The 18,843-nt window shown below is 71.6% G+C and carries 16 protein-coding genes; 14 read left to right on the plus strand and 2 right to left on the minus strand.

Going from position 1 to position 18,843, the window contains the following annotated elements; translation table 11 throughout:
• The first annotated feature begins 33 nt into the window (after positions 1-33).
• The 3 genes from OV427_RS05805 to OV427_RS05815 all read left to right on the plus strand — a co-directional run bounded on the left by OV427_RS05805 (position 34) and on the right by OV427_RS05815 (position 2,260).
• A complete protein-coding gene (locus tag OV427_RS05805) occupies positions 34-855 on the plus strand; it encodes a glycerophosphodiester phosphodiesterase (RefSeq protein ID WP_267855109.1) in 822 nt (273 codons plus the stop codon).
• A 10-nt stretch (positions 856-865) separates the two neighbouring features.
• Positions 866-1,600, plus strand: a complete 735-nt coding sequence (locus OV427_RS05810; protein WP_267855110.1) for a deoxynucleoside kinase — start codon at positions 866-868, stop codon at positions 1,598-1,600.
• A 141-nt stretch (positions 1,601-1,741) separates the two neighbouring features.
• Entirely contained in the window at positions 1,742-2,260 is a 519-nt protein-coding gene (locus OV427_RS05815; RefSeq protein ID WP_267855111.1) for an acyl-CoA thioesterase, read from the plus strand.
• Positions 2,261-2,367: 107 nt separating this feature from the next.
• Here the strand turns inward: OV427_RS05815 and OV427_RS05820 are convergent, their stop codons facing one another.
• Positions 2,368-2,757 carry a HesB/IscA family protein gene (locus OV427_RS05820; RefSeq protein ID WP_163996857.1) on the minus strand — a complete coding sequence of 130 codons (390 nt, stop codon included), beginning with the start codon at positions 2,755-2,757 and terminating at the stop codon, positions 2,368-2,370.
• Positions 2,758-2,885: 128 nt separating this feature from the next.
• Between OV427_RS05820 and moeB the strand changes: the two genes are divergently transcribed.
• Together moeB and OV427_RS05830 are read left to right on the plus strand one after the other, a co-directional pair.
• Complete coding sequence (gene moeB, locus OV427_RS05825; protein ID WP_267855112.1) at positions 2,886-4,052, plus strand: molybdopterin-synthase adenylyltransferase MoeB; 1,167 nt, start codon at positions 2,886-2,888, stop codon at positions 4,050-4,052.
• Positions 4,053-4,060: 8 nt separating this feature from the next.
• Complete coding sequence (locus tag OV427_RS05830) at positions 4,061-4,393, plus strand: rhodanese-like domain-containing protein (protein ID WP_267855113.1); 333 nt, start codon at positions 4,061-4,063, stop codon at positions 4,391-4,393.
• 18 nt (positions 4,394-4,411) lie between these two features.
• Here OV427_RS05830 and OV427_RS05835 read toward each other — a convergent pair whose 3' ends face one another.
• Positions 4,412-6,727 (minus strand): serine/threonine protein kinase, encoded by a 2,316-nt coding sequence (locus tag OV427_RS05835; protein ID WP_267855114.1) that lies wholly within the window; start codon positions 6,725-6,727, stop codon positions 4,412-4,414.
• A gap of 127 nt (positions 6,728-6,854) precedes the next feature.
• Here OV427_RS05835 and OV427_RS05840 point away from each other — a divergent pair, with 127 nt between their 5' ends.
• From OV427_RS05840 to OV427_RS05880, 9 genes are all read left to right on the plus strand, one after another.
• A complete protein-coding gene (locus OV427_RS05840; RefSeq protein ID WP_267855115.1) occupies positions 6,855-7,691 on the plus strand; it encodes a hypothetical protein in 837 nt (278 codons plus the stop codon).
• Positions 7,692-7,914: 223 nt separating this feature from the next.
• Entirely contained in the window at positions 7,915-9,234 is a 1,320-nt protein-coding gene (locus OV427_RS05845) for a hypothetical protein (protein ID WP_267855116.1), read from the plus strand.
• An 18-nt stretch (positions 9,235-9,252) separates the two neighbouring features.
• Complete coding sequence (locus OV427_RS05850) at positions 9,253-9,966, plus strand: VTC domain-containing protein (protein WP_267855117.1); 714 nt, start codon at positions 9,253-9,255, stop codon at positions 9,964-9,966.
• Positions 9,967-9,972: 6 nt separating this feature from the next.
• On the plus strand, positions 9,973-11,682 hold the full coding sequence (gene tmk, locus OV427_RS05855; RefSeq protein WP_267855118.1) for a dTMP kinase: 1,710 nt from the start codon (positions 9,973-9,975) through the stop codon (positions 11,680-11,682).
• Between the two features lie 6 nt (positions 11,683-11,688).
• Positions 11,689-12,390 carry a DUF4956 domain-containing protein gene (locus tag OV427_RS05860; RefSeq protein WP_267855119.1) on the plus strand — a complete coding sequence of 234 codons (702 nt, stop codon included), beginning with the start codon at positions 11,689-11,691 and terminating at the stop codon, positions 12,388-12,390.
• Positions 12,387-13,196 carry a hypothetical protein gene (locus tag OV427_RS05865; protein WP_267855120.1) on the plus strand — a complete coding sequence of 270 codons (810 nt, stop codon included), beginning with the start codon at positions 12,387-12,389 and terminating at the stop codon, positions 13,194-13,196. The genes OV427_RS05860 and OV427_RS05865 overlap by 4 nt, the downstream gene beginning before the upstream one ends.
• Before the next feature lie 131 nt (positions 13,197-13,327).
• Positions 13,328-14,983, plus strand: a complete 1,656-nt coding sequence (locus OV427_RS05870) for a metallophosphoesterase (RefSeq protein WP_267855121.1) — start codon at positions 13,328-13,330, stop codon at positions 14,981-14,983.
• A 193-nt stretch (positions 14,984-15,176) separates the two neighbouring features.
• Positions 15,177-17,030 carry a methyltransferase domain-containing protein gene (locus OV427_RS05875; RefSeq protein WP_420718246.1) on the plus strand — a complete coding sequence of 618 codons (1,854 nt, stop codon included), beginning with the start codon at positions 15,177-15,179 and terminating at the stop codon, positions 17,028-17,030.
• 27 nt (positions 17,031-17,057) lie between these two features.
• A complete protein-coding gene (locus OV427_RS05880) occupies positions 17,058-18,839 on the plus strand; it encodes a M61 family metallopeptidase (RefSeq protein ID WP_267855122.1) in 1,782 nt (593 codons plus the stop codon).
• The last annotated feature ends 4 nt before the right edge of the window (positions 18,840-18,843 follow it).

Genomic DNA, 18,843 nt, shown 5'->3' on the forward strand with positions numbered 1-18,843 from the left:
TTTTCCGGCCGCCGCTGCCGCTACAATGGCCGCATGTCCCCTCCCCTCCTCCCCTTCCTCCGGGGCCTGCGGCCCACGCTGCACATCTCCCACCGCGGTGGCGCGGCGCTGGCCCCGGAGAACACGCTGGACGCCTTCCGCCAGGCAGTGGAGCGCTACCGCACGGACATGCTGGAGCTGGACGTGCACCTCACCCGCGACGGCGAGGTGGTGGTGGCCCATGACGCCACCCTGGAGCGCTGCACCGACGGCACCGGGCCGCTGGCCGACCTCACCCTGGCGGAGCTGCGGCGGCTGGACGCGGGCTTCTACTTCAGCCCGGACGAGGGCCGCACCTTCCCCTTCCGGGGACGGAGTGCCCGCATCCCCACCCTGCGCGAGGTGCTGCGCGCCTTCCCGTCCCTGCGCCTCAACATCGAGCTGAAGCCGGACGTGCCCGGAATCGAAGACGCCTTCGCCCAGCTCCTGAAGGAGGAGGCCGCCCTGGAGCGGGTGTGCATGGGCAGCGAGCAGGACGCCGTGGGTGAGCGGCTGGCCGCGCGGCTCCCGGACGCCTGCCACTTCTACCCGCGTGACGCGCTGGCCGCCTTCGTCATCGCCCTGCGCGGCGGGGAGACGCCTCCGGAGGACCCGCGCTTCACCGTCCTCGACATGCCCCTGTACTTCGGGGACATCCGGCTGGTGGACCCGGCCTTCCTCCGCGAGTGCGCGGCCCGCGGCAAGTGGGTCAATGTCTGGACGGTGGATGACCCGGCGGAGATGGAGCAGCTGCTACAGGAAGGGGTCGGCGGCATCATGACCGACCGGCCGGACCTGCTGAGGCAGCGAATGGACGCCTCCACGAAGCCGGGTTAAGCCCAGCTCCATGCCCCGCACCACCTCGCGCCAGCGCCCGTCCGCCGCACCGGCCGCCCCCGCAGGGGACGACGCCGAAACCGCCTCCCGCCCCCGCAACACGCTGCGGGTGAAGGTGCCCCGGGCCCGGCGCTTCGTGGCGCTCGCGGGCAACATCGGCGCGGGCAAGACGACGGCCGCCAAGCTCATCTGCCAGAGCTTCGGCTACCAGCTCTTCGACGAGCCCGTCATCGACAACCGCTTCCTGCGTGACTACTACGCGGACATGTCGCGCTGGTCCTTCACGCTCCAGCTCGAGTTCCTCATCCGCCGCGTGGAGCACCACGAGCTCATCCACTCGTACAAGCGCAGCTGCGTGCAGGACCGCACGCTGTACGAGGACCCGGAAATCTTCGCCAAGTACCTCCACGGCCTGGGGCACATGACGAACGCGGAGCTGGACCTGTACTACGAGTACTTCCAGCGCCTGTCGCGCCACATCATCCAGCCCGACAAGGTCATCTGCTTCGAAGTGGGCAGCGTGGACGTGCTCCTGCAGCGCATCCGCACCCGCGGCCGCGAGGAGGAGAAGGGCATCCGCCACCAGTTCCTGCGCGGCCTCAACGGCTACTACGCGAGCTTCCCGCTGGTGCTGCAGGAGAAGTACGGCGTGGACTGCCTCGTGATGGACGTGTCCTCCCAGGACATCCGCCGCGGGAAGGGCCGCGAGGAGTTCCTCGACCGCGTCTCCGCCTTCCTGGCCTGAAGCGCACCGCCTGCTAGTAGGGACGGGCCCCCGAATCTCAACCGGGTTCTCCGCGCTTGCGCGCGTTAAACCCCGGTGCCATTCACGGGACGACACCGCCCCTGTCCCCCAGGCGCCGCGTCCCAGAACCGAAGGTGTGAGATGCCCGACTTGAGCCCCAAGAATCCGAAGGACACGGAGGTGGTGATGACACAGCTCATCCTCCCTCCGGACGCCAACAACCTGAACGCCGCCTTCGGTGGGAAGGTGATGGAGTGGATCGACATCTGCGGCGCGGTGGCGGCGCAGCGTCACTGTCGGCAGGTGGTCGTCACCGCGTCCATGGATGACTTGCACTTCCACGCGCCCATCAAGGTGGGCTGGGTGGCGCTGCTGCACGCACGGGTGCTGGCCGCCTTCCGCACGTCCATGGAGGTGGGGGTGACGGTGCACGCGGAGAACCCGCTCACCGGGGAGCGCTTCCTCACCACCAGCGCGCTGCTCACCTTCGTGGCCATCGACAAGGACGGGGGCAAGGTGCAGGTGCCGCCGGTGCTGATGGCGACGGACGCCGAGCGCGAGGCCTTCCGCGAGGCGGAGGCCCGCCGCACCCAGCGCCTGGCGCGCCAGAAGGAGAACCAGAACTGGCTGAAGGTGATGAAGCCCCTCGCCGGGGCCTGAAGGCCCGCCAGCGAAGGGACACGCCAAGGCCGGGGAGAGCGCACCCGCCCCACCCCGGCCCGTGGGCCCGGCCTAAAACGGGCGCCACCTGCGAACCACCGCGCCGCTCAGGTGGTGAACGACGTGCCGCAGCCGCAGGAGGACTTCGCGTTCGGGTTGTTGAACTTGAAGCCCGAGCCGGTGATGGCGGAGACGTAGTCGATCTCCGTGCCCTCGAGGTACTGGCTGCTCATCGCGTCGCTGGCAATCTTCACGCCGTCCTGCTCCCACACGGCGTCGCCGGCCTTGGTCTCCTTGACCAGGTTCAGGTCGTAGCCCAGGCCGCTGCAGCCGGCGGGGACGACGCGGATGGAGAAGAAGTAGCCCTCGAAGCCCTGGGCCTTGATGACCGCCTTCACCTGATTGATGGCGGCCTCCGTCAGGCGCACGGCCACGCCCGGGGTGGCCTGGGGGGCCGTCGCGGTACCGGGGGCGGACGTCGTCGTGGTGCTTTCCATGTCGGTTGCTCTCCTATGACGGGCCTTATAACGCCCGGGCCGGGAAAATCCATGGGGCCGGCCGTCCATCCGCCCGGGGGCCCACATCCGGACGGACGGGCCGGGGGCGGCGGGTTATACCCGGCGTCATGGCTCCCACCTTCCAAGAGCTGCTGGCCGGAGTGAAGCAGGAGATCCGCGAAGTCTCCGTGGACGAGGTGAAGCGCCTGCTGGACACCCGGGCCCCCGTGAAGCTCGTGGACGTACGGGAGGCGGACGAGTACGCGGGCGGCCGGCTGCCCGGCGCCCTGCACATCCCCCGGGGCTACCTGGAGCTGCGGATTGAAGACCGGGCCCGCCGGGACGAGGACGTCGTCGTGTACTGCGCGGGCGGCACCCGCTCCGCGCTGGCCGCGAAGACGCTGAAGGAGCTGGGCTACACGCGGGTGGCGTCCATGGCGGGCGGCTACAACCGGTGGAGCGACGCGGCCCACCCCGTGGAGAAGCCCTTCGTCCTCACCGCCGAGCAGAAGGAGCGCTACCGCCGCCACCTCATCCTCCCCGAGGTGGGCGAGGAGGGGCAGGAGAAGCTGCTGAAGGCGCGGGTGCTGCTGCTGGGGGCCGGAGGACTGGGCTCGCCCGCGGCGCTGTACCTCGCCGCGGCCGGCGTGGGCACGCTGGGCATCGTCGACTCGGACGTGGTGGACCTGAGCAACCTCCAGCGCCAGGTCATCCACACGCGCGAGTCGCAGGGCCAGCCCAAAGTCGTCAGCGCCCGCGCCGCGATTGAGGCGCTCAACCCGGACGTGAAGGTGCGGCCCTTCCAGGAGCGACTCACCTCGGAGAACGTGCTGCGCGTGCTCGAGGGCTTCGACCTGGTGCTGGACGGCGGGGACAACTTCCCCACCCGCTACCTCCTCAACGACGCGTGCGTGATGCGGGGCATGCCCAACATCCACGGCTCCATCTTCCGCTTCGAGGGCCAGGTGACGTCCTTCGTCCCCGGCCAGGGCCCCTGCTACCGCTGCCTCTACCCCGCCCCGCCGCCGCCGGAGCTGGCCCCGTCGTGCGCGGAGGCCGGCGTGCTGGGCGTGCTGCCCGGAATCATCGGCCTGCTCCAGGCCAACGAGGCCCTCAAGCTCATCCTCGGCCGGGGCGAGCCCCTCACCGGCCGACTCGTCACCTTCGACGCGCTGGGCACCCGCTTCCAGGAACTGAAGCTGCGCAGGGACCCGAAGTGTCCCGTGTGCGCGCCGGGCGCGAAGGTGGAGCTCATCGACTACGAGCAGTTCTGTTCCGCCCCCACCGCCGCTTGAGGCCACGGATGCCCATCCCCGAAATCCTTCCCACCCGCCTCGCCGAGCTGCTTTCGGGCCCACCCGAGTCCCGGCCCGCGCTGCTGGACGTGCGCTTCCCGGACGAGCACGCGTGGGTGGCGCTCCCGGACTCGGTGCTCATCCCCCTGCCGGAGCTGGACGAGCGCGCCGACGAGCTGGAGGCCCTGCGCGGCCGCCCCGTCGTCGTCTACTGCCACCACGGCGTGCGCAGCCTGGACGGCGCGGCCTATCTGATGGCGAGGGGACTGGAGGCCGTGTCGCTCAAGGGCGGCATCGACCTGTACTCGCGGCAGGTGGACCCCACCCTGCCCCGCTACTGACGCCTCGCTGACGCGTTACTAGCCCACGAAGGCGCTGAGGTCCTGCGTCTCCTTGTTGATGATGCCGGGCTTGATGTCGACCTCGAAGAAGAAGGGCTCCTTGAGGGGGCCGCCGTTGAGCTCCAGCTTGTGGCGGCCCTCCATCAGCTCCATCTTCAGGCCCTTGCTCCCCGAGTAGCTGCCCACGTCCTGGCCGTTGCGCCGCACGGTGATGCCGCGCATCCCATCCGGCTTCAGCGTGAGCTGGAGGTGGCCGCGCTTGAACTCGTACGTGACGACCTTGGGCTGGCCGGGCTCGCCGAAGGCCAGCGCTTCGCTGTCCTCGCGGTAGATGCCCTGCTGCTCGTTCTCCAGGATGAGCGTGTCCTGCAGGTGCGCGCCCGCCGCCAGCGTCAGCGGCGTGTAGCCCAGCTCCGTCACCGGCTGGTCGCTGTGGCACTTGGGAGTGTGCTTCACCGACACCTTCACCCGCTCGTTGGTGTTGACGGTGACGTGCACGCCCTGCCCGTCCTGCGCCGTGCCGTTGAGCACCGAGAGGATGGGCTTGTGGAAGATGGCGATGACGATGAGCAGGCCCACGATGAAGCCCACCGTGGCCACGTTGCGCGTGGCCATGGTGCGGCGCGTGCGCTGGGCGGACTCCGCGAGGGCGCGGTCCACCGCGTCGTCGTCGTCACGTCGCACCGCCGGGGCAGGGCCCGAGGAGCGGCGGGGCGGCGGCGGCTCCGGCATCTCCGCGCGGCTGTCCACGCGGCTGTTGGTGCGACGGCGCGGCGGCTCCACGGCGGACTGCATGCCGGTGGTGCGGCGGCGCGGCGGCGCGACGGGCTCCGGCGGAGGCGGAAGGAGCGTGCGCTCGTCGTCCTCCTCCTCGTCGTCGCGGCCGCGCTCGTCCACCTGCGGGAGGTTGGCGCGCGAGCGGGACGGGGACGGCGGCGGCAGCGTGTCCACGTCCTCGTCCGCCAGCGCGGGCGCGCGCGTGCTGGAGCGGCGCGGCGGCGGCAGCGGCTGCTCGCCCGTGGGCGTCCGGCGCAGGTCCGCGCGGGAGTTGGTGCGCGCCACCTGCGTGGCGTTGGGGTTGGACTGGCGGCGCACCCCTTCGGACGTGCGGCGGGGGGACACATGCTCGTCCGTGCCCGCTGGCGCCTCCCACTCGCCCGGGTCCTCCGGCTCCACCGCCGGGGCGACGGCCGAGGCACGGCGCGGCGGGGGCGGCACCGAGGCGCGGGCCGAGGAAGCGCGCGGGCGCACCGGGTGGGAGGCCTCGCCCGGGGGCGCCTCCCAGCTCATGTCCGCCGCGGGGGAAGACCTGCTCCGGCCCTTCTCCTGGGGCGGCGGGGGCGGCTGCGGCGTGCCGGAGTTGTTGGAGTCCTCGCCCACCGGGACGACCTGGCCCTGGGCCTTCTCGTCGGCCAGCCGGTCCGCGAAGAGCGTCTCCATCAGCTCGGAGATCTGCACCGAGCCGGCCACCCAGCGCTGCCCGACGAGGATTTCCTCCAGCGCCATCTGGAACTGGCGCGCGTCCCGGTACCGGTCGTCCGCGTTCTTGGCGATGGCCCGCATCACCACCGGGTCCATCTCCTCCGGCACGTCCGCCACCTGCGAGGGCGCGGTGATGGCGCACTCCATGGCGGCCTGCAGCGTCGCCAGCTCGGAGTCCCGCTTGAGGGGCCGCACGCCGGTGAGCAATTCGTAGAGGACCAGGCCGATGGCGAAGATGTCCGCGCGCCCGTCCAGCGGCTTGCCGGCGGCCTGCTCCGGGGCCATGTACGCGAACTTGCCCTTGATGGCGCCGGACTTCGTCAGCGACGCCTGGTCCGCCGCCTTGGCGATGCCGAAGTCCACCAGCTTCACCGAGCCGTCGAAGCTGATGAGGATGTTCTGCGGCGAGATGTCGCGGTGCACCACACGCAGCGGCCGGCCCGCGTCGTCCGTGCGGCTGTGGGCGTAGTGCAGGCCCTCGCACGCGGCGGCGACGATGCGGATGGCCAGCGGCCGGGCCACCCACTGCCCGGAGCCCGCCGCCTTGCGCATGACCCGGCCCAGGTCCTCGCCGTGGATGAACTCCATGGCGATGAAGTAGGTGCCGTTGGCCTCGCCGAACTCGTAGACCTGGGCGATGTTCGGGTGGTTGAAGCGCGCCGCGATCAGCGCCTCGTTCCGGAACATCTCCACGAACTCACGGTCCTCAGCGAGGTGCGGAAGGATGCGCTTCACCACGAGGTTCTTTTGGAACCCCTCGATGCCCATCTGGCGCGCAAGCCATACTTCGGCCATGCCGCCCGTGGCGAGCTTCTTCAGAAGCTGGTATTTCCCGAATGATTGAGGGTTCATCCCGGGACTCTGGCCGCAGGGAGCAGCTCAGGTGGAATGCGTCAGGGCACGGCATACTAGAGGACCGCCGCCTCCATGGCAAAGGCAGGTCTCAAGGAAATCTGGATGGGCGCTGGTTGCCTGCCTGGTGGCCGCCGGCATCGCGGTCGCCGCGCCCTCTAACGATCAGATCCGCGTGGAGCGCCGGGGAGACCTGCTGGAGCTGCGCTGGGCGGACGCCGAGGAGCGGCTCCAGGGCACCCTCTACCCCGCCCTCCCCCGGGCGGGTGAGCCCGTCACGCTGTCGCTGCATGTGGGCAACTTCCAGGGCCCCGAGTTCGACGGCCCCATCACCCTCACCTTCCAGCAGGCCGGCGCCCCCGCCCAGGTGACGCGGACCCTGACCCGGCAGGGGGTCAACTGGCACACCGAGCTCACGCCGGATGAATCCGGCATGTGGGAGCTGGAGGTGCGCTACCGGAATACGCACCTGAAGGTGCTCACCGCCCGGTTCGTGGTGGCGGATCAACCGCTGCCGCGCGGCCTGGGCTGGGGGTTGATCAGCGTGGCGGCCGTCACGGCGCTGGTGCTCGGCCTGCGCGGCGGCCTGCGCCGTATCCGCGCGTCGACGGCGGCGCCGGAGGGCACCAGCGGATCCACGGCCGGTCCACCGCCCGTGAGCACCGACCCCACCGCGGCCCCGACTCCGCCGGCCCCGGCCGCATCGGCCGTGATCACCGCGCCGCCGGCTTCGGAGCAGCCGGCCGGGTCCGTCGCCTCCGCACCACCGGCTCCGGAGGCTCGGCCCGAGCTTGGCGAATCGCCCGTCGCCTCCGCGCCGCCGGCTCCGGAGGCTCGGCCCGAGCTTGGCGAATCGCCCGTCGCCTCCGCACCACCGGCTTCGGAGCCTCGGCCCGAGCCCACCGCCGCACCGGACCCTGGCGGGTCTCTCACCCCGCCGCCGGATCCGTCGTCCACCCGGTAACTCCTTCCAACCGACGGGCATTCGTACAGGCCCGCCTGCCCGGGGCGTGGGAACTTTCGTTCCCAGTCACGGGCAGGTGAACGCCCTGTGACGCTCGCTACTGGACGCATCGCGCGCGCATCCCGCTCTCATCCAACGCTCATCCGTCCACCACCCGACGTCCCACGGACGGGCACCGGTGTTGCACACGGAGCCTTCCGACTGCGGCGGGGAGGCGAGGGACATGGGCGGGTGGCGGTTGGATGAACGGGCGAGGCGGGGCCTACTCGCCGCAGTCCTTCTGGGCATGCCCGCGCTCGCGAGCGCGGGAGCGACTGCTCCGGAGGAAGTGGCTTCCAGCACGGATGCCGCGGAAGACACGCTCTCGGGCGGTGTGGTGGATGGCGTGGAGGGGACCGGGGGCGGTGAGCCGGCGGGTGCGGCCACGGAGGGGCCCACGGGTGACGACTCGGGCGAGGTGATGGAGGGGGCACTGGCCGAAGCGGTGCCAGCGCAGGGGCTGCCCGAGGAGCAGGTGTCGCCCGTGGGCCCGGTGCCGGGCAAGTCCGAGCCGGTGTCGGAGAAGCAGGGCAAGAAGAAGAAGAAGGCGAAGCCCGGCGAGCCGCAGGACGAGTCGCTGGGTGAGAACCCCGATGCCGTGGACGACACGGCCGCGGAGGACAAGGAGAAACTGCGCGTCTTCGGCCGCGTGTACGCGAGGGCCAGCGCGGACGAGCGCCAGAAGTACCAGCGCTCGCTGAGCATCCCTTCCGCGCGCGTGGGCGTCAGCACGTCGCTGTCCAACCTCGAGGCGGAGGTGACGGCGGACCTCGCGGACAAGTCGATTCTGAAGGACGCCTTCGTGCGCCTCGCGGACGACTCGAAGCGCTTCCGGCTGTACGGCGGCCAGTTCAAGTCGCCCTTCCTCCAGCGCTCGCTGGAGTCTTCGTGGGATTTGCCCCTGGTGAGCCGCGGGCTCGTGGAGGACTACCTCACCGAGGTGCACCAGCTCGGCGGCCGCCGGTTGGGCCTCATGGGCGAAGTACGACTGAAGGACGCCTGGGGCCTCAAGCTGTCCGCGGGCGTCTTCGAGGGTGCCAAGGACGAGGCGGGCGTGCGCATGAAGGAGGACGTCGCCGCGCGGCTGAGCCTCCGCCCCTTCAAGGCGCTCACCGTGGGCGTGAGCACCTATGTCGCGGAGGCGCTGGAAGTCGTGCGCAAGTACGCCGTGGCCGCCGACGCGGAGCTGAGCCTGGGCGCGCTGTCGCTCACCGGTGAGGCCATCACGGGCCGGCTGCCACTGGGCCCCTTCACCTCGCAGTTGCTGCTGGCGCACTACACGCTGCCCGTGGGCGGCAGGGAGTGGGCGCTCCAGCCCGTCGCGGGCTTCGAGGCGCTCCAGCTTCGCGGCGACGTGGAGGGCAAGGGCCACGCGATGGTGGGCGGGCTCAATGTCCTGTTGGGGGACCGCTTCAAGGCGATGTTCCAGGCGGAGCGCGCGCTGCGTCCGGGGGACGAGGCCGCCGCGCTCGAGTACTCACTGCAGCTCGCCGCCCGTTTCTGAGCACGGAGACACGACACCATGCTCTCGTTCGCGGAAGGTGAAGTCACCAGGCTCCGGCGTGAGTTCAAGCTCGTGCTGGGGGAGGAAGCGGCGCCGGCTTTCTGCGGGCGCCTGTCGCGCGAGCTGGGGGGGCACCTGCCTCCGCCCACGCGCATCGTCTCCGTCTACTTCGACCGGCCGGGTTGCCCGCTGGCGGAGCGCGCGCTGCGCACGCCCGACGACTGCCTCAAGGTCCGCACCAAGGAGTACTCGCCGGACCTGGGCGCGGGCGGCCACCAGCGGGTGGTGCTGGAGGTGAAGCGCGAGCGGCACGGCCTGACGCAGAAGCGCCGGGTGTGGGTGCCGCGCACGGACCTGGGGCGCGTGCTGCGCGGCGGTGCCGGCCTGCTGCCGCTCATCGCGGGAGGCAGCCTCGTGCCGGTACTGGCCGTCACGTACAAGCGGCACGTGTACCAGGCCACGCAGGAGTGGCGGGTGACGGTGGACCGGGACATCGCCTTCCACACGATTTCGCCGGAGCTGGCGCTGTCGCAGCTGTCGCTGACGGCGGAGCGGTTGGGCCCACCCCAGTCGATGGACAATCGGGTGGTGGTGGAGGTGAAGCACCTCGGGTGTGAGTTGCCCGAGTGGCTGGCGTCGCTCAATCCGGGCGGAGCGCCGGCGTACAGCAAGTTCGCGGAAGGGATGGCGAGGGTCTACGCCTTCGCCACGGATGGGGTCGTAGGGGGATAGGGCACCGTGTTCATCGACTTCGAGGGTATTGACGGCAGCGGGAAGACCACACTGTCCAACCTGCTGGCCGCGCGGCTCAAGAAACTGGGCTACCGGGTGGCGCATGCGCGGGAAGGGGGCGAATTGCAGGCGCCCGCCGCGCGACGCGTACGGGAGCTGACGCGCGACTCACGGCTCCTGGAGATGTCTCCACGCACCGAGTTCTTCCTCAACCTGGCCAGGGATGCGCAGCAACTGGAAGAGGTGATTTCACCCGCGCTGCGCCGGGGTGAGGTGTGCATCACCGACCGCTACCTGTACTCGCAACTGGCGCTGAGCGGCGGTGGGCGAGGGCTGCCCATGGCCGAGCTGAGGCCGGCGTGCGAGCTGGCATCGCAGGGCCTGTGGCCGGACCTGGTCATCCTGGTGGACGTGGACCCGGACCTGGCGCGCTGGCGCAAGCGCCTGGGCAAGGTGCAGAGCGCGCGCGTGTCGGACGGCGACAGCCGCAAGGGGCTGGCCGGCGCGGGCCTGGCGGTGCGGGTGCGCGAGTCCTTCCTGGAGATGGCGCGCAAGGATCCGCAGCGCTGGCTCATCCTGGAGAACAACGACGTGCCACTGCGCATGCTGGAACAGCGGCTGGTGGACGCGGTGGTGGCGCGGCTGGAGGGGCGGGAGATGCCGGTGCAGCGCATCGTCCCCGCGCCGTCCGCCCTGCCCGCGGGCCCGACGACGGTGGAGAACACGGAGGAGCGCTTCTTCCACGCGCTGGACTCGGTGGAGGTGCGCGAGCCGGCGCTGGCGGTGTGGATGGTGGGCGGCATGCCCGGACTGCCCGCATACCAGCGGCGGCTGACCTACGCGGAGCGCTTCCCCGCGCTCACCGCGCGCGGCCTCGGCGGGCTGGACGACGAGCCGGCCTGGACGCTGCGCGAGGTGCTGGCGTCAGCGGCGCCCGCGGAGGTGGCCTCCAGCCTGGGCGGCCTGACGGGCGCGCGGGCGGCGATGTTGCGCGAGCGCCTGTATGCGCAGGCTCCGACGGAGGTGCTGTCCGGCCTCAAGCGGGACAGCTCGACCCAGGCGTGGGCCCTGCGCGAGCGCGGGATGAAGGACGGCCGGCTCCCGGACGTGCTCTCCGGGCTCTCCGGCGTGGACGGCGACGAGTCCTGGGTGGTGCGCGAGGCGGGCATGCAGCGCAAGCTGTACGCGGAAGTCGCGCGCAGCCTGGGCGGGCTCACCACGGCGCGCGCGGATGCGCTGCGCGAGGTGCTGTTGCCACATGACCGGCTGGCGGTGCTGCGCAGCACCAACGGCCTGGACACGCCGGTGGCGCGCGGCCTGCGCGAGGCGCTGGCGGACAAGGCGCTGAAGCTGGTGCTGCGCTCGCTCACGGGCCTCACCACGAACGAGGCCTGGGCGCTGCGCGAGAAGGGCGCGCCGCTGACGAAGGAGGCGCTGGACTCGGTGGACGGCCTGGACGACCCGCGCGCGTGGAAGCTGCGCGTGGCGTACGCGAACCGCTGGTCCTCCACGGTGCTGTCGTCGCTCAAGGGCCTGCCGCTCGGGCCACATGCCCGCACGCTCATCGACCGCGTGCTCGAGGCGAACCCCGCCCGGCTGCCAGTGCTGCGCAACGCGTACGCCGTCATCGCCACCGCGCGCGGCCTCGCCACCGCGCCCACGCGTGCGGCCCGCCCCGAGGCGGACGTCACGGCGCGTGCGGAAGTGCAGGGATAGCGGCCCATGGACCCGTTCTCGTCGTTGCTCGAAGGCGCGAAGTCGGAGCTGGGGTCGATACACGCGGGGGCCATGTTCCCCCGCATGCTGGCGGCGACGCTCATCGGCGCGCTGCTGTCGCTGCGGCCCTGGCGGCTCTTGATGAAGCGCTCGCTGCCGAAGGCGGAGATGATTCAGGCGCAGGTGCTGCTGTGCGCCGCGGCGGCGGTGATTACCGCCGTCATCGGAGACAGCGTGGCCAAGGCCTTCGGCCTCGTGGGCCTGGGCGGCTTCGTGCGCTTCCGCTCGGGGCTGAAGGACCCGCGCGACGCGGCCATCCTCTTCCTGATGATTGGCCTGGGCATGGCGTGCGGCCACGGCAGCCTGGGGCTGGCGGGCATGGGCACCCTGTTCGTGGCGGGGCTGCTGTGGGTGCTCGACCTGTTCAACCGCGAGGAGAAGAGCGCGCCGAAGCAGCGGCTGATGCTGTCCGCGCAGGCGGATGACCTGGTGGGCGCGGAGGCCACGCTGCGGCGGGCGCTGGGCGAGCGGAACGTGCTGGTGAAGAGCTGCGCGCTCGACTTCGACGCGCGGCGCGTGGAGCTGGAAGTGGAGGAGCCGGAGCCGGGCTCCCTCGCGGCGGCGATGGGCCGCACCGAGGGGACGCCGTTGAGGGGGCTGCGGTGGACGGCGGTGAGCCCGAAAGGGGCACGGGAGGACATGGTATGACGCGCAGGTGGATGGCCGCGCTCGCGGCGGGCTGGGTGCTGGTGGCGTGTGGTGGCGGGAGCAGCCTGCCTCCGGGACCGGGGGACGACTCGCAGAATCCCCCCATCGGCAACCCGGACGGCAGCATCGACCTGCCCGGTGACGTGGTGAACCCGGACGACAACAACCCGGACGAAACGCCCGCGGAGTCGACCTCGCTGTGGCCCCTGACGACGGGCTCCACGTGGGTCTACGACATCAAGGACCCCGTGCAGGGCGAGTTCAAGAAGACGGTGACGGTGCTGGGCCCGCGCGAGGTGCCGGACACCCAGGGCAAGATGACCGGGGTGCTGGTGCACAGCCGCCAGGACCGCACGCAGAACGGGATGGTCTACGAGGAGTACTCGTGGCAGCTCGAGCTGACCAACGGCCTGGTGGTGCGCCTGCGCGAGGAGGACCACAAGGACGGCGCGCAGATTCGCTCCACCGTCTGGTCTCCGGCCACGGTGAAGTCCGTCGCCCGCGCGCCCGAGTCCCTGCCCTGGTCCTACCAGAGCGCGGTGCAGGAGCAGACGGTGCTGGGCGACGGGACGAAGGAGGACAGCGACCCGACGTACAACTGGCGCGTGGTGGAGAAGGGCCTGACGCTGCAGACGAAGGCGGGCACCTTCACCAACGTCATCAAGGTCCAGCGCGACAAGCTCAACGACGCGGGCGAGGTGAAGGAGGGCAAGGAGCGCACGTACTGGCTCGCGCCCGGCGTGGGCAAGATTCGTGAGGAAGGCGAGCGCACCGAGGAGCTCGTCTCCTACGACGTGAAGAAGTAACGCCCCTCCGGAGAGGCGGCGGACGCGTGAGGGCTCGCTCCGCCGCCTGCCCGTCACACAGTGCTGAGTGGATGAAGGTTGGTGAATGAACGGTTGGGCTTCCGCCCCGAGTTGGTTCGGGAGGAGGCCTCATGCACCGGACGTCCACATCCACCTTCGCGCCCCTGGTGGCGGCGCTGATGCTCGTGACAGGCGTCGCCTGCGCGGGCGTGCTGCCTCGCGACCCGTTCCTCCAGAAGGTGGGGCCGGACACCGCCACGGTGGCGTTCCGCCTCGCGGCCGACTGCTCGCCCACCGTGCGCTACGGCGTGGGGACGGCCGACCAGACGGTCGCCTCCGTGGACAAGGGGCGCATCCACGCGGTGGTGCTGACGGGGCTGAAGCCCGCCACCGAGTACACCTACGTGGTGGACGCCTGCGGCAAGACGACGCCGGCGAAGCACTTCCGCACCGCGCCCGTGCCCGGCACCCGCAACGTGCACTTCACCGCGGTGGGTGACTTCGGCACCGGCGGCACGGACCAGAAGCTGGTGGCCACGGCCATGCTCAAGATGAAGCCGGAGCTGTTCGTGGCGCTGGGCGACAACGCCTACTCGTCCGGTACCGAGTCCGAAATCCAGAACAACCTCTTCACGCCGATGGCGGACCTGCTCGCCGAGGTGCCCCTCTTCGCGTCGCTGGGCAACCACGAGTACGTGACGAACCAGGGGCAGCCGTACCTGGACAACCTCTACCTGCCGTCCAACAACCCGGCGAACAGCGAGCGGTACTACTCGTTCGACTGGGGCCACGTGCACTTCGTGGCGCTCGACTCCAACTGCGCCATCGGCCTGGCGTCGGCGGACCGCTGCGCGCTGGCCGCGCAGAAGACGTGGCTGGAGAAGGACCTGGCCGCCACCACGCAGCCGTGGAAGGTCGTCTTCTTCCACCACCCGCCCTGGTCCAGCGGCGAGCACGGCTCGCAGCTCGCCATGCGCCGCAACTTCGCGCCCATCTTCGAGAAGTACGGCGTGGACCTCGTCCTCACCGGGCATGACCACAACTACGAGCGCAGCAAGCCGATGCAGGGCGACGTCGTGGCGGCCGCGGGCAAGGGCATCCCCTACCTCGTGGTGGGCGGCGGCGGCGCGTCCCTGCGTCCCTTCGCCACGTCCCGGCCGGACTGGAGCCTCATCCGCGACGACCAGGCCCACGGCTTCCTCGACGTGAATGTCGTCGACGGCACCCTCACCGCGAACCTCATCAAGACGGACGGCAAGGTGCTGGACAGCTTCACGCTGAAGAAGGACCTGCCCCCGCTGGAGCAGCCGCCCGCCGGCACGCTGACCGTCACGGTGGAGGGCGAGCGCGGCGTGGCCCCGCACCAGGCGCTCTTCCGCGCCACCCCACCTGTGGCGGGCGCGAAGGTGACGTGGGACTTCGGCGACGGCGGCACGGCCGAGGGCGAGTCGGTGACGCACACCTACGAGAAGGCCGGCCAGTACACGGTGACGGCCACGGCCACACAGGGCACGCAGCCGCTGACGGCCACCGCCGTGGTGCAGGTGACGGCCGCCCCGGGGGACCCGGGTGAGACGCCCGCGGACCCGGAGCCGACGGACCCCGGCACGGACACGCCGGAGGAGGGCCGCCCGGGCCTGCCTGCGAACCCGCCGGACACCACGGACGCGACGAATGCCGGCACGGGTTCCGGGGGTGGCGGTTGCGCCGCGAGCCCCACGGCGACCCTGCTTCCCGCCCTGGGCCTGTTGGTGGCCGGGCTGGCCCGCCGTCGTCGCCGCAAGTAGCAACGTGAACCCCAGTCCCTCGCCCGGAGCACCGGGCGGGGGCTCCACTCCCCTCTGAAACGAGGGGTTCCGCGCCCCTCCGGGGAGACGGCGGCCCGTCCGGGTGGACCGGTGGACTCGAGTCCATCGGACACCCGGTTTTGCTTTCCGGGCTTGTCAACCCGGCCTGGGGAATGCAAAGGCCCATTCCGCCATGGCAATCAAACGCAAGTCCCGCCCGGTCTCCCGGCCGGCCCCGAAGAAGTTCTCCGCCGAAGGGTCCGGGAAGAAGCCCGTGTCCACCGAGCGCCCCAGGCGCTCCGAAGACGCGCGCCGCACCGAGCGCCCGGAGCGTTCCGAGCGCCCCCCACGCAGCGAGCGGTCCGAGCGTCCGCGCAACGCCGAGCGCCCGCGCAACGCCGAGCGATCCGAGCGATCCGAGCGCCCGGAGCGCTCCGAGCGACCGCGCCGCACCGAGGGTTCCGAGCGACCGCGCCGCACCGAGGGTTCCGAGCGTCCGCGTGACACCGAGCGCCCGCGCCGCGCCGAGCAGTCGCGTGGCACCGAGCCGCACGAGCGCTCCGAGCGCCCGGGCCGCTCCGACCGTGGCGAGGGCCCGGGCCGCTCCGAGCGCGCCTGGCGTTCGGACGGCACCGGCCGCTTCGGCCACTCCAAGCGCGCCGACCGTGGCGAGCGCCCGGAGCGCGTCTCCCCCGCCGAGCGCGCCCGGAACCCCGAGCGCTACGAGCGCCCCGTGCGCGAGGACCTCGTCCTCCAGGCGTGCCTCGAGGCCTACGGCGCCGTCCGTCACGAGGGCCGCCTGTCCGACCGCGCCCTCGACTTCGTCCTGCGCCACAAGAAGAACCTCTACTCCAACGAGCGCCGCGCCGTGGCCGAACGCGTCTACGGACTGCTGCGTCGCCAGCGCACGGTGGACTTCCTCCTGTCCCGCGCGCACACGCGCTTCGACGCGCTCGACAAGACGCGCCAGGACGTACTGCGTCTGGCGACTTCGCGCGTGCTCTACGGCGAGCCGCTCGACACCGTGGTGCGCACCAGCTCCCTGGGCCCCGTGGACGCCGCGGCGCTCGGCTCGCTGCCAGAAGCCGCCGCCGTGCTGGAGGCCCTGCCGGAGCGCGAGCGCTTCCCCATCGCCGCCTCGCTGCCGGACTTCCTCGCGGACCTCTTCCGCAAGCAGTTCGGCCGTGACGCCGCCCGCGCCGCCGAGGCGATGAACGAGCGCGCCCCCCTCACCGGCCGCGCCAACCTCCTCAAGGACGACCGCGACGCGCTCGCCAGGCGCCTCAAGGCCGAGGGCGTGGACACCAGCCCCACCCCGCTGTCGCCCATGGGCCTGCACCTGGAGTCGCGCCTCAACGTCTTCGCCCTGGAGAGCTTCCGCGAGGGCTTCCTGGAGCTGCAGGACGAGGGCAGCCAGCTGCTCGGCATGCTGGTGGACGCACCGCCCACGCGCGTGGTGGACGCGTGCGCGGGCGCCGGCGGCAAGACGCTTCAGCTCGCCGCGCAGATGAAGAACCGCGGAGATTTGCACGCGCTGGACGTGGACGAGCGCCGCATGGAGGACCTCAAGAAGCGCGCGCGCCGCGCCGGGGTGCACAACGTGCGCGCCCAGCTCATCCCCCACGAGGGCCCGGAGGCGGACGCCGCCCTGGAGCCACTCAAGGGCAAGGCGGACCGCGTGCTCGTGGACGCGCCGTGCAGCGGCACCGGCACCTTCCGCCGCAAGCCGGACGCGCGCTACCGCCTCACGCCCGAGGACCTGGAGATGCACGTGGGCCGGCAGAAGGCGCTGCTCGCGCGCTTCGCCCTGCTGGTGAAGCCGGGCGGCCGCCTCATCTACGGCACGTGCAGCGTGCTCCACGCGGAGAACGAGGGCGTCATCGAGGACTTCCTGTCCAAGCACCCCGACTTCACCGTGCGCCCGGTGGCGGAGCTGCTGGGCCCGGAGCTGGGACCGAAGGTGGGCCCCGGTCCCTACCTGCGGCTGGCGCCACACACGCACGGCACGGACGGCTTCTTCGGCGCCGTGCTCGTCCGCGCGAAGTAGTCTCGGAGAAGGAGAGAGACACCGGCCATGCCCCCCCACGCCGTCCGCTACCGCGTTTCCATGTCCCGGCCGCACTCGCACCTCCTGGAGGTGGAAGCCACCTTCCCGGAAGGCCCCGACGTGCTCGACGCGATGCTGCCGGTGTGGACGCCCGGCAGCTACCTGGTGCGCGAGTTCGCCCGGCACGTGCAGGACATGTCCGCGTCGGGTCCGGACGGCGCGCCGCTGCCGGTGCGGCGGGTGGACAAGCGCACCTGGCGCGTGCAGGCGGGCGGCCGCGCCATCACCCTGCGCTACCGCGTCTACGCCAACGAGCTCACGGTGCGCACCAGCCACGTGGACGGCACGCACGCCTTCTTCAACGGCGCCTGTGTCTTCCTCTACACGGAGGCCACGCGCGGCCTGGAGCACCACGTCACCGTGGCCGCGCCTCCGGGCTGGCGGACGTTCTGCGCGCTGGGGCAGCGCGAGGACGCCTTCATCGCCACGGACTACGACACGCTGGTGGACAGCCCCTTCGAGGTGGGGCCGCACACGCCGCTCACCTTCACCGCCGCGGGCGTGCCGCACGAAGTCGTCGTGTGGGGCGACACCGTGACGGACGCCGAGCGGCTGTGCTCGGACCTGCAGCGCATCTGCGAGGCCCAGGCGCGCCTGTACGGCGGGCTGCCCGTCCCCCGCTACCTCTTCCTGGTGTACCTGACGGACAAGGGCCGCGGAGGGCTGGAGCACCAGGCCAGCACCGCCCTGCTCTTCCCGCGCGCGGGGCTGTCCAGCTCGCGCGGCTGGGAAGATTTGCTCACGCTGGCCGCGCACGAGTACTTCCACCTGTGGAACATCAAGCGGGTGAAGCCCCGGGCGCTGGTGCCCTTCGACTACTCGCAGGAGAACTACACCTCGCTCTTGTGGGCCTTCGAGGGCTCCACCGCGTACTACGACAACCTCTTCGTGCGCCGCGCGGGGCTGATGTCCGCGCAGCGCTACGTCACCCGCCTGGGCGAGACGCTCACCGCGCTCCACTCCACCCCGGGACGCCGCGTGCAGACGCTGGCCGAGGCGTCGCTGGTGAGCTGGGTGAAGCACTACCGCCCGGACGAGCACTCGCCCAACAGCGCCATCTCCTACTACCTGAAGGGCGAGGTCGTGTCGGCGCTGCTGGACCTCGAAATCCGCCGCGCCACCGGCGACGCGAAGAGCCTGGACGACGTGATGCGCCTGTTGTGGCAGCGCCACGGCGACGGCTCCGGCGTGCCCGAGGACGGAGTGGAGGCGGCGGCGAGCGAGGTGGCCGGCACGGACCTGGCGTCCTTCTTCGACCGGGCGCTGCGCACCACCGAGGAGCTGGACTACTCCGTCTTCTCGCACGTGGGACTGGAGCCCTCCTTCCGGCAGCGCGAGTCCCCCAATGACAAGGGCGGCACCCCGCCCCCCAAGGGCAAGGCCGGCGAGGGCCGGCCGAAGGGCTGGCTGGGCCTCACCACGAAGGGGAACTCCACGGTGGCCCTGGTGCTGGAGGGCTCGCCCGCGCAGGAGGCCGGCCTCTACGTGGAGGACGACGTGGTGGCGCTGGACGGGTGGAAGGTGGACGGCGCGGGCCTGCTCGGCCGGTGCGAGGACCGGCGGCCCGGGGAGACGGTGCGCGTGACGGTGTTCCGCCGGGACAGGCTGCTGGAGGTGCCGGTGGTGCTGGGCCAGAAGCCCACCGAGGCCGTGTGGCTGTCCCGGGTGGAGCGCCCCACGGACGCGCAGAAGGCGGCTTTCCAGGCGTGGCTCGGCGCCCCCTGGGACGAGGCCCCCGGCCCGACATAGGCTG

The sequence above is a fragment of the Pyxidicoccus sp. MSG2 genome, assembly GCF_026626705.1.
Lineage (GTDB): Bacteria > Myxococcota > Myxococcia > Myxococcales > Myxococcaceae > Myxococcus.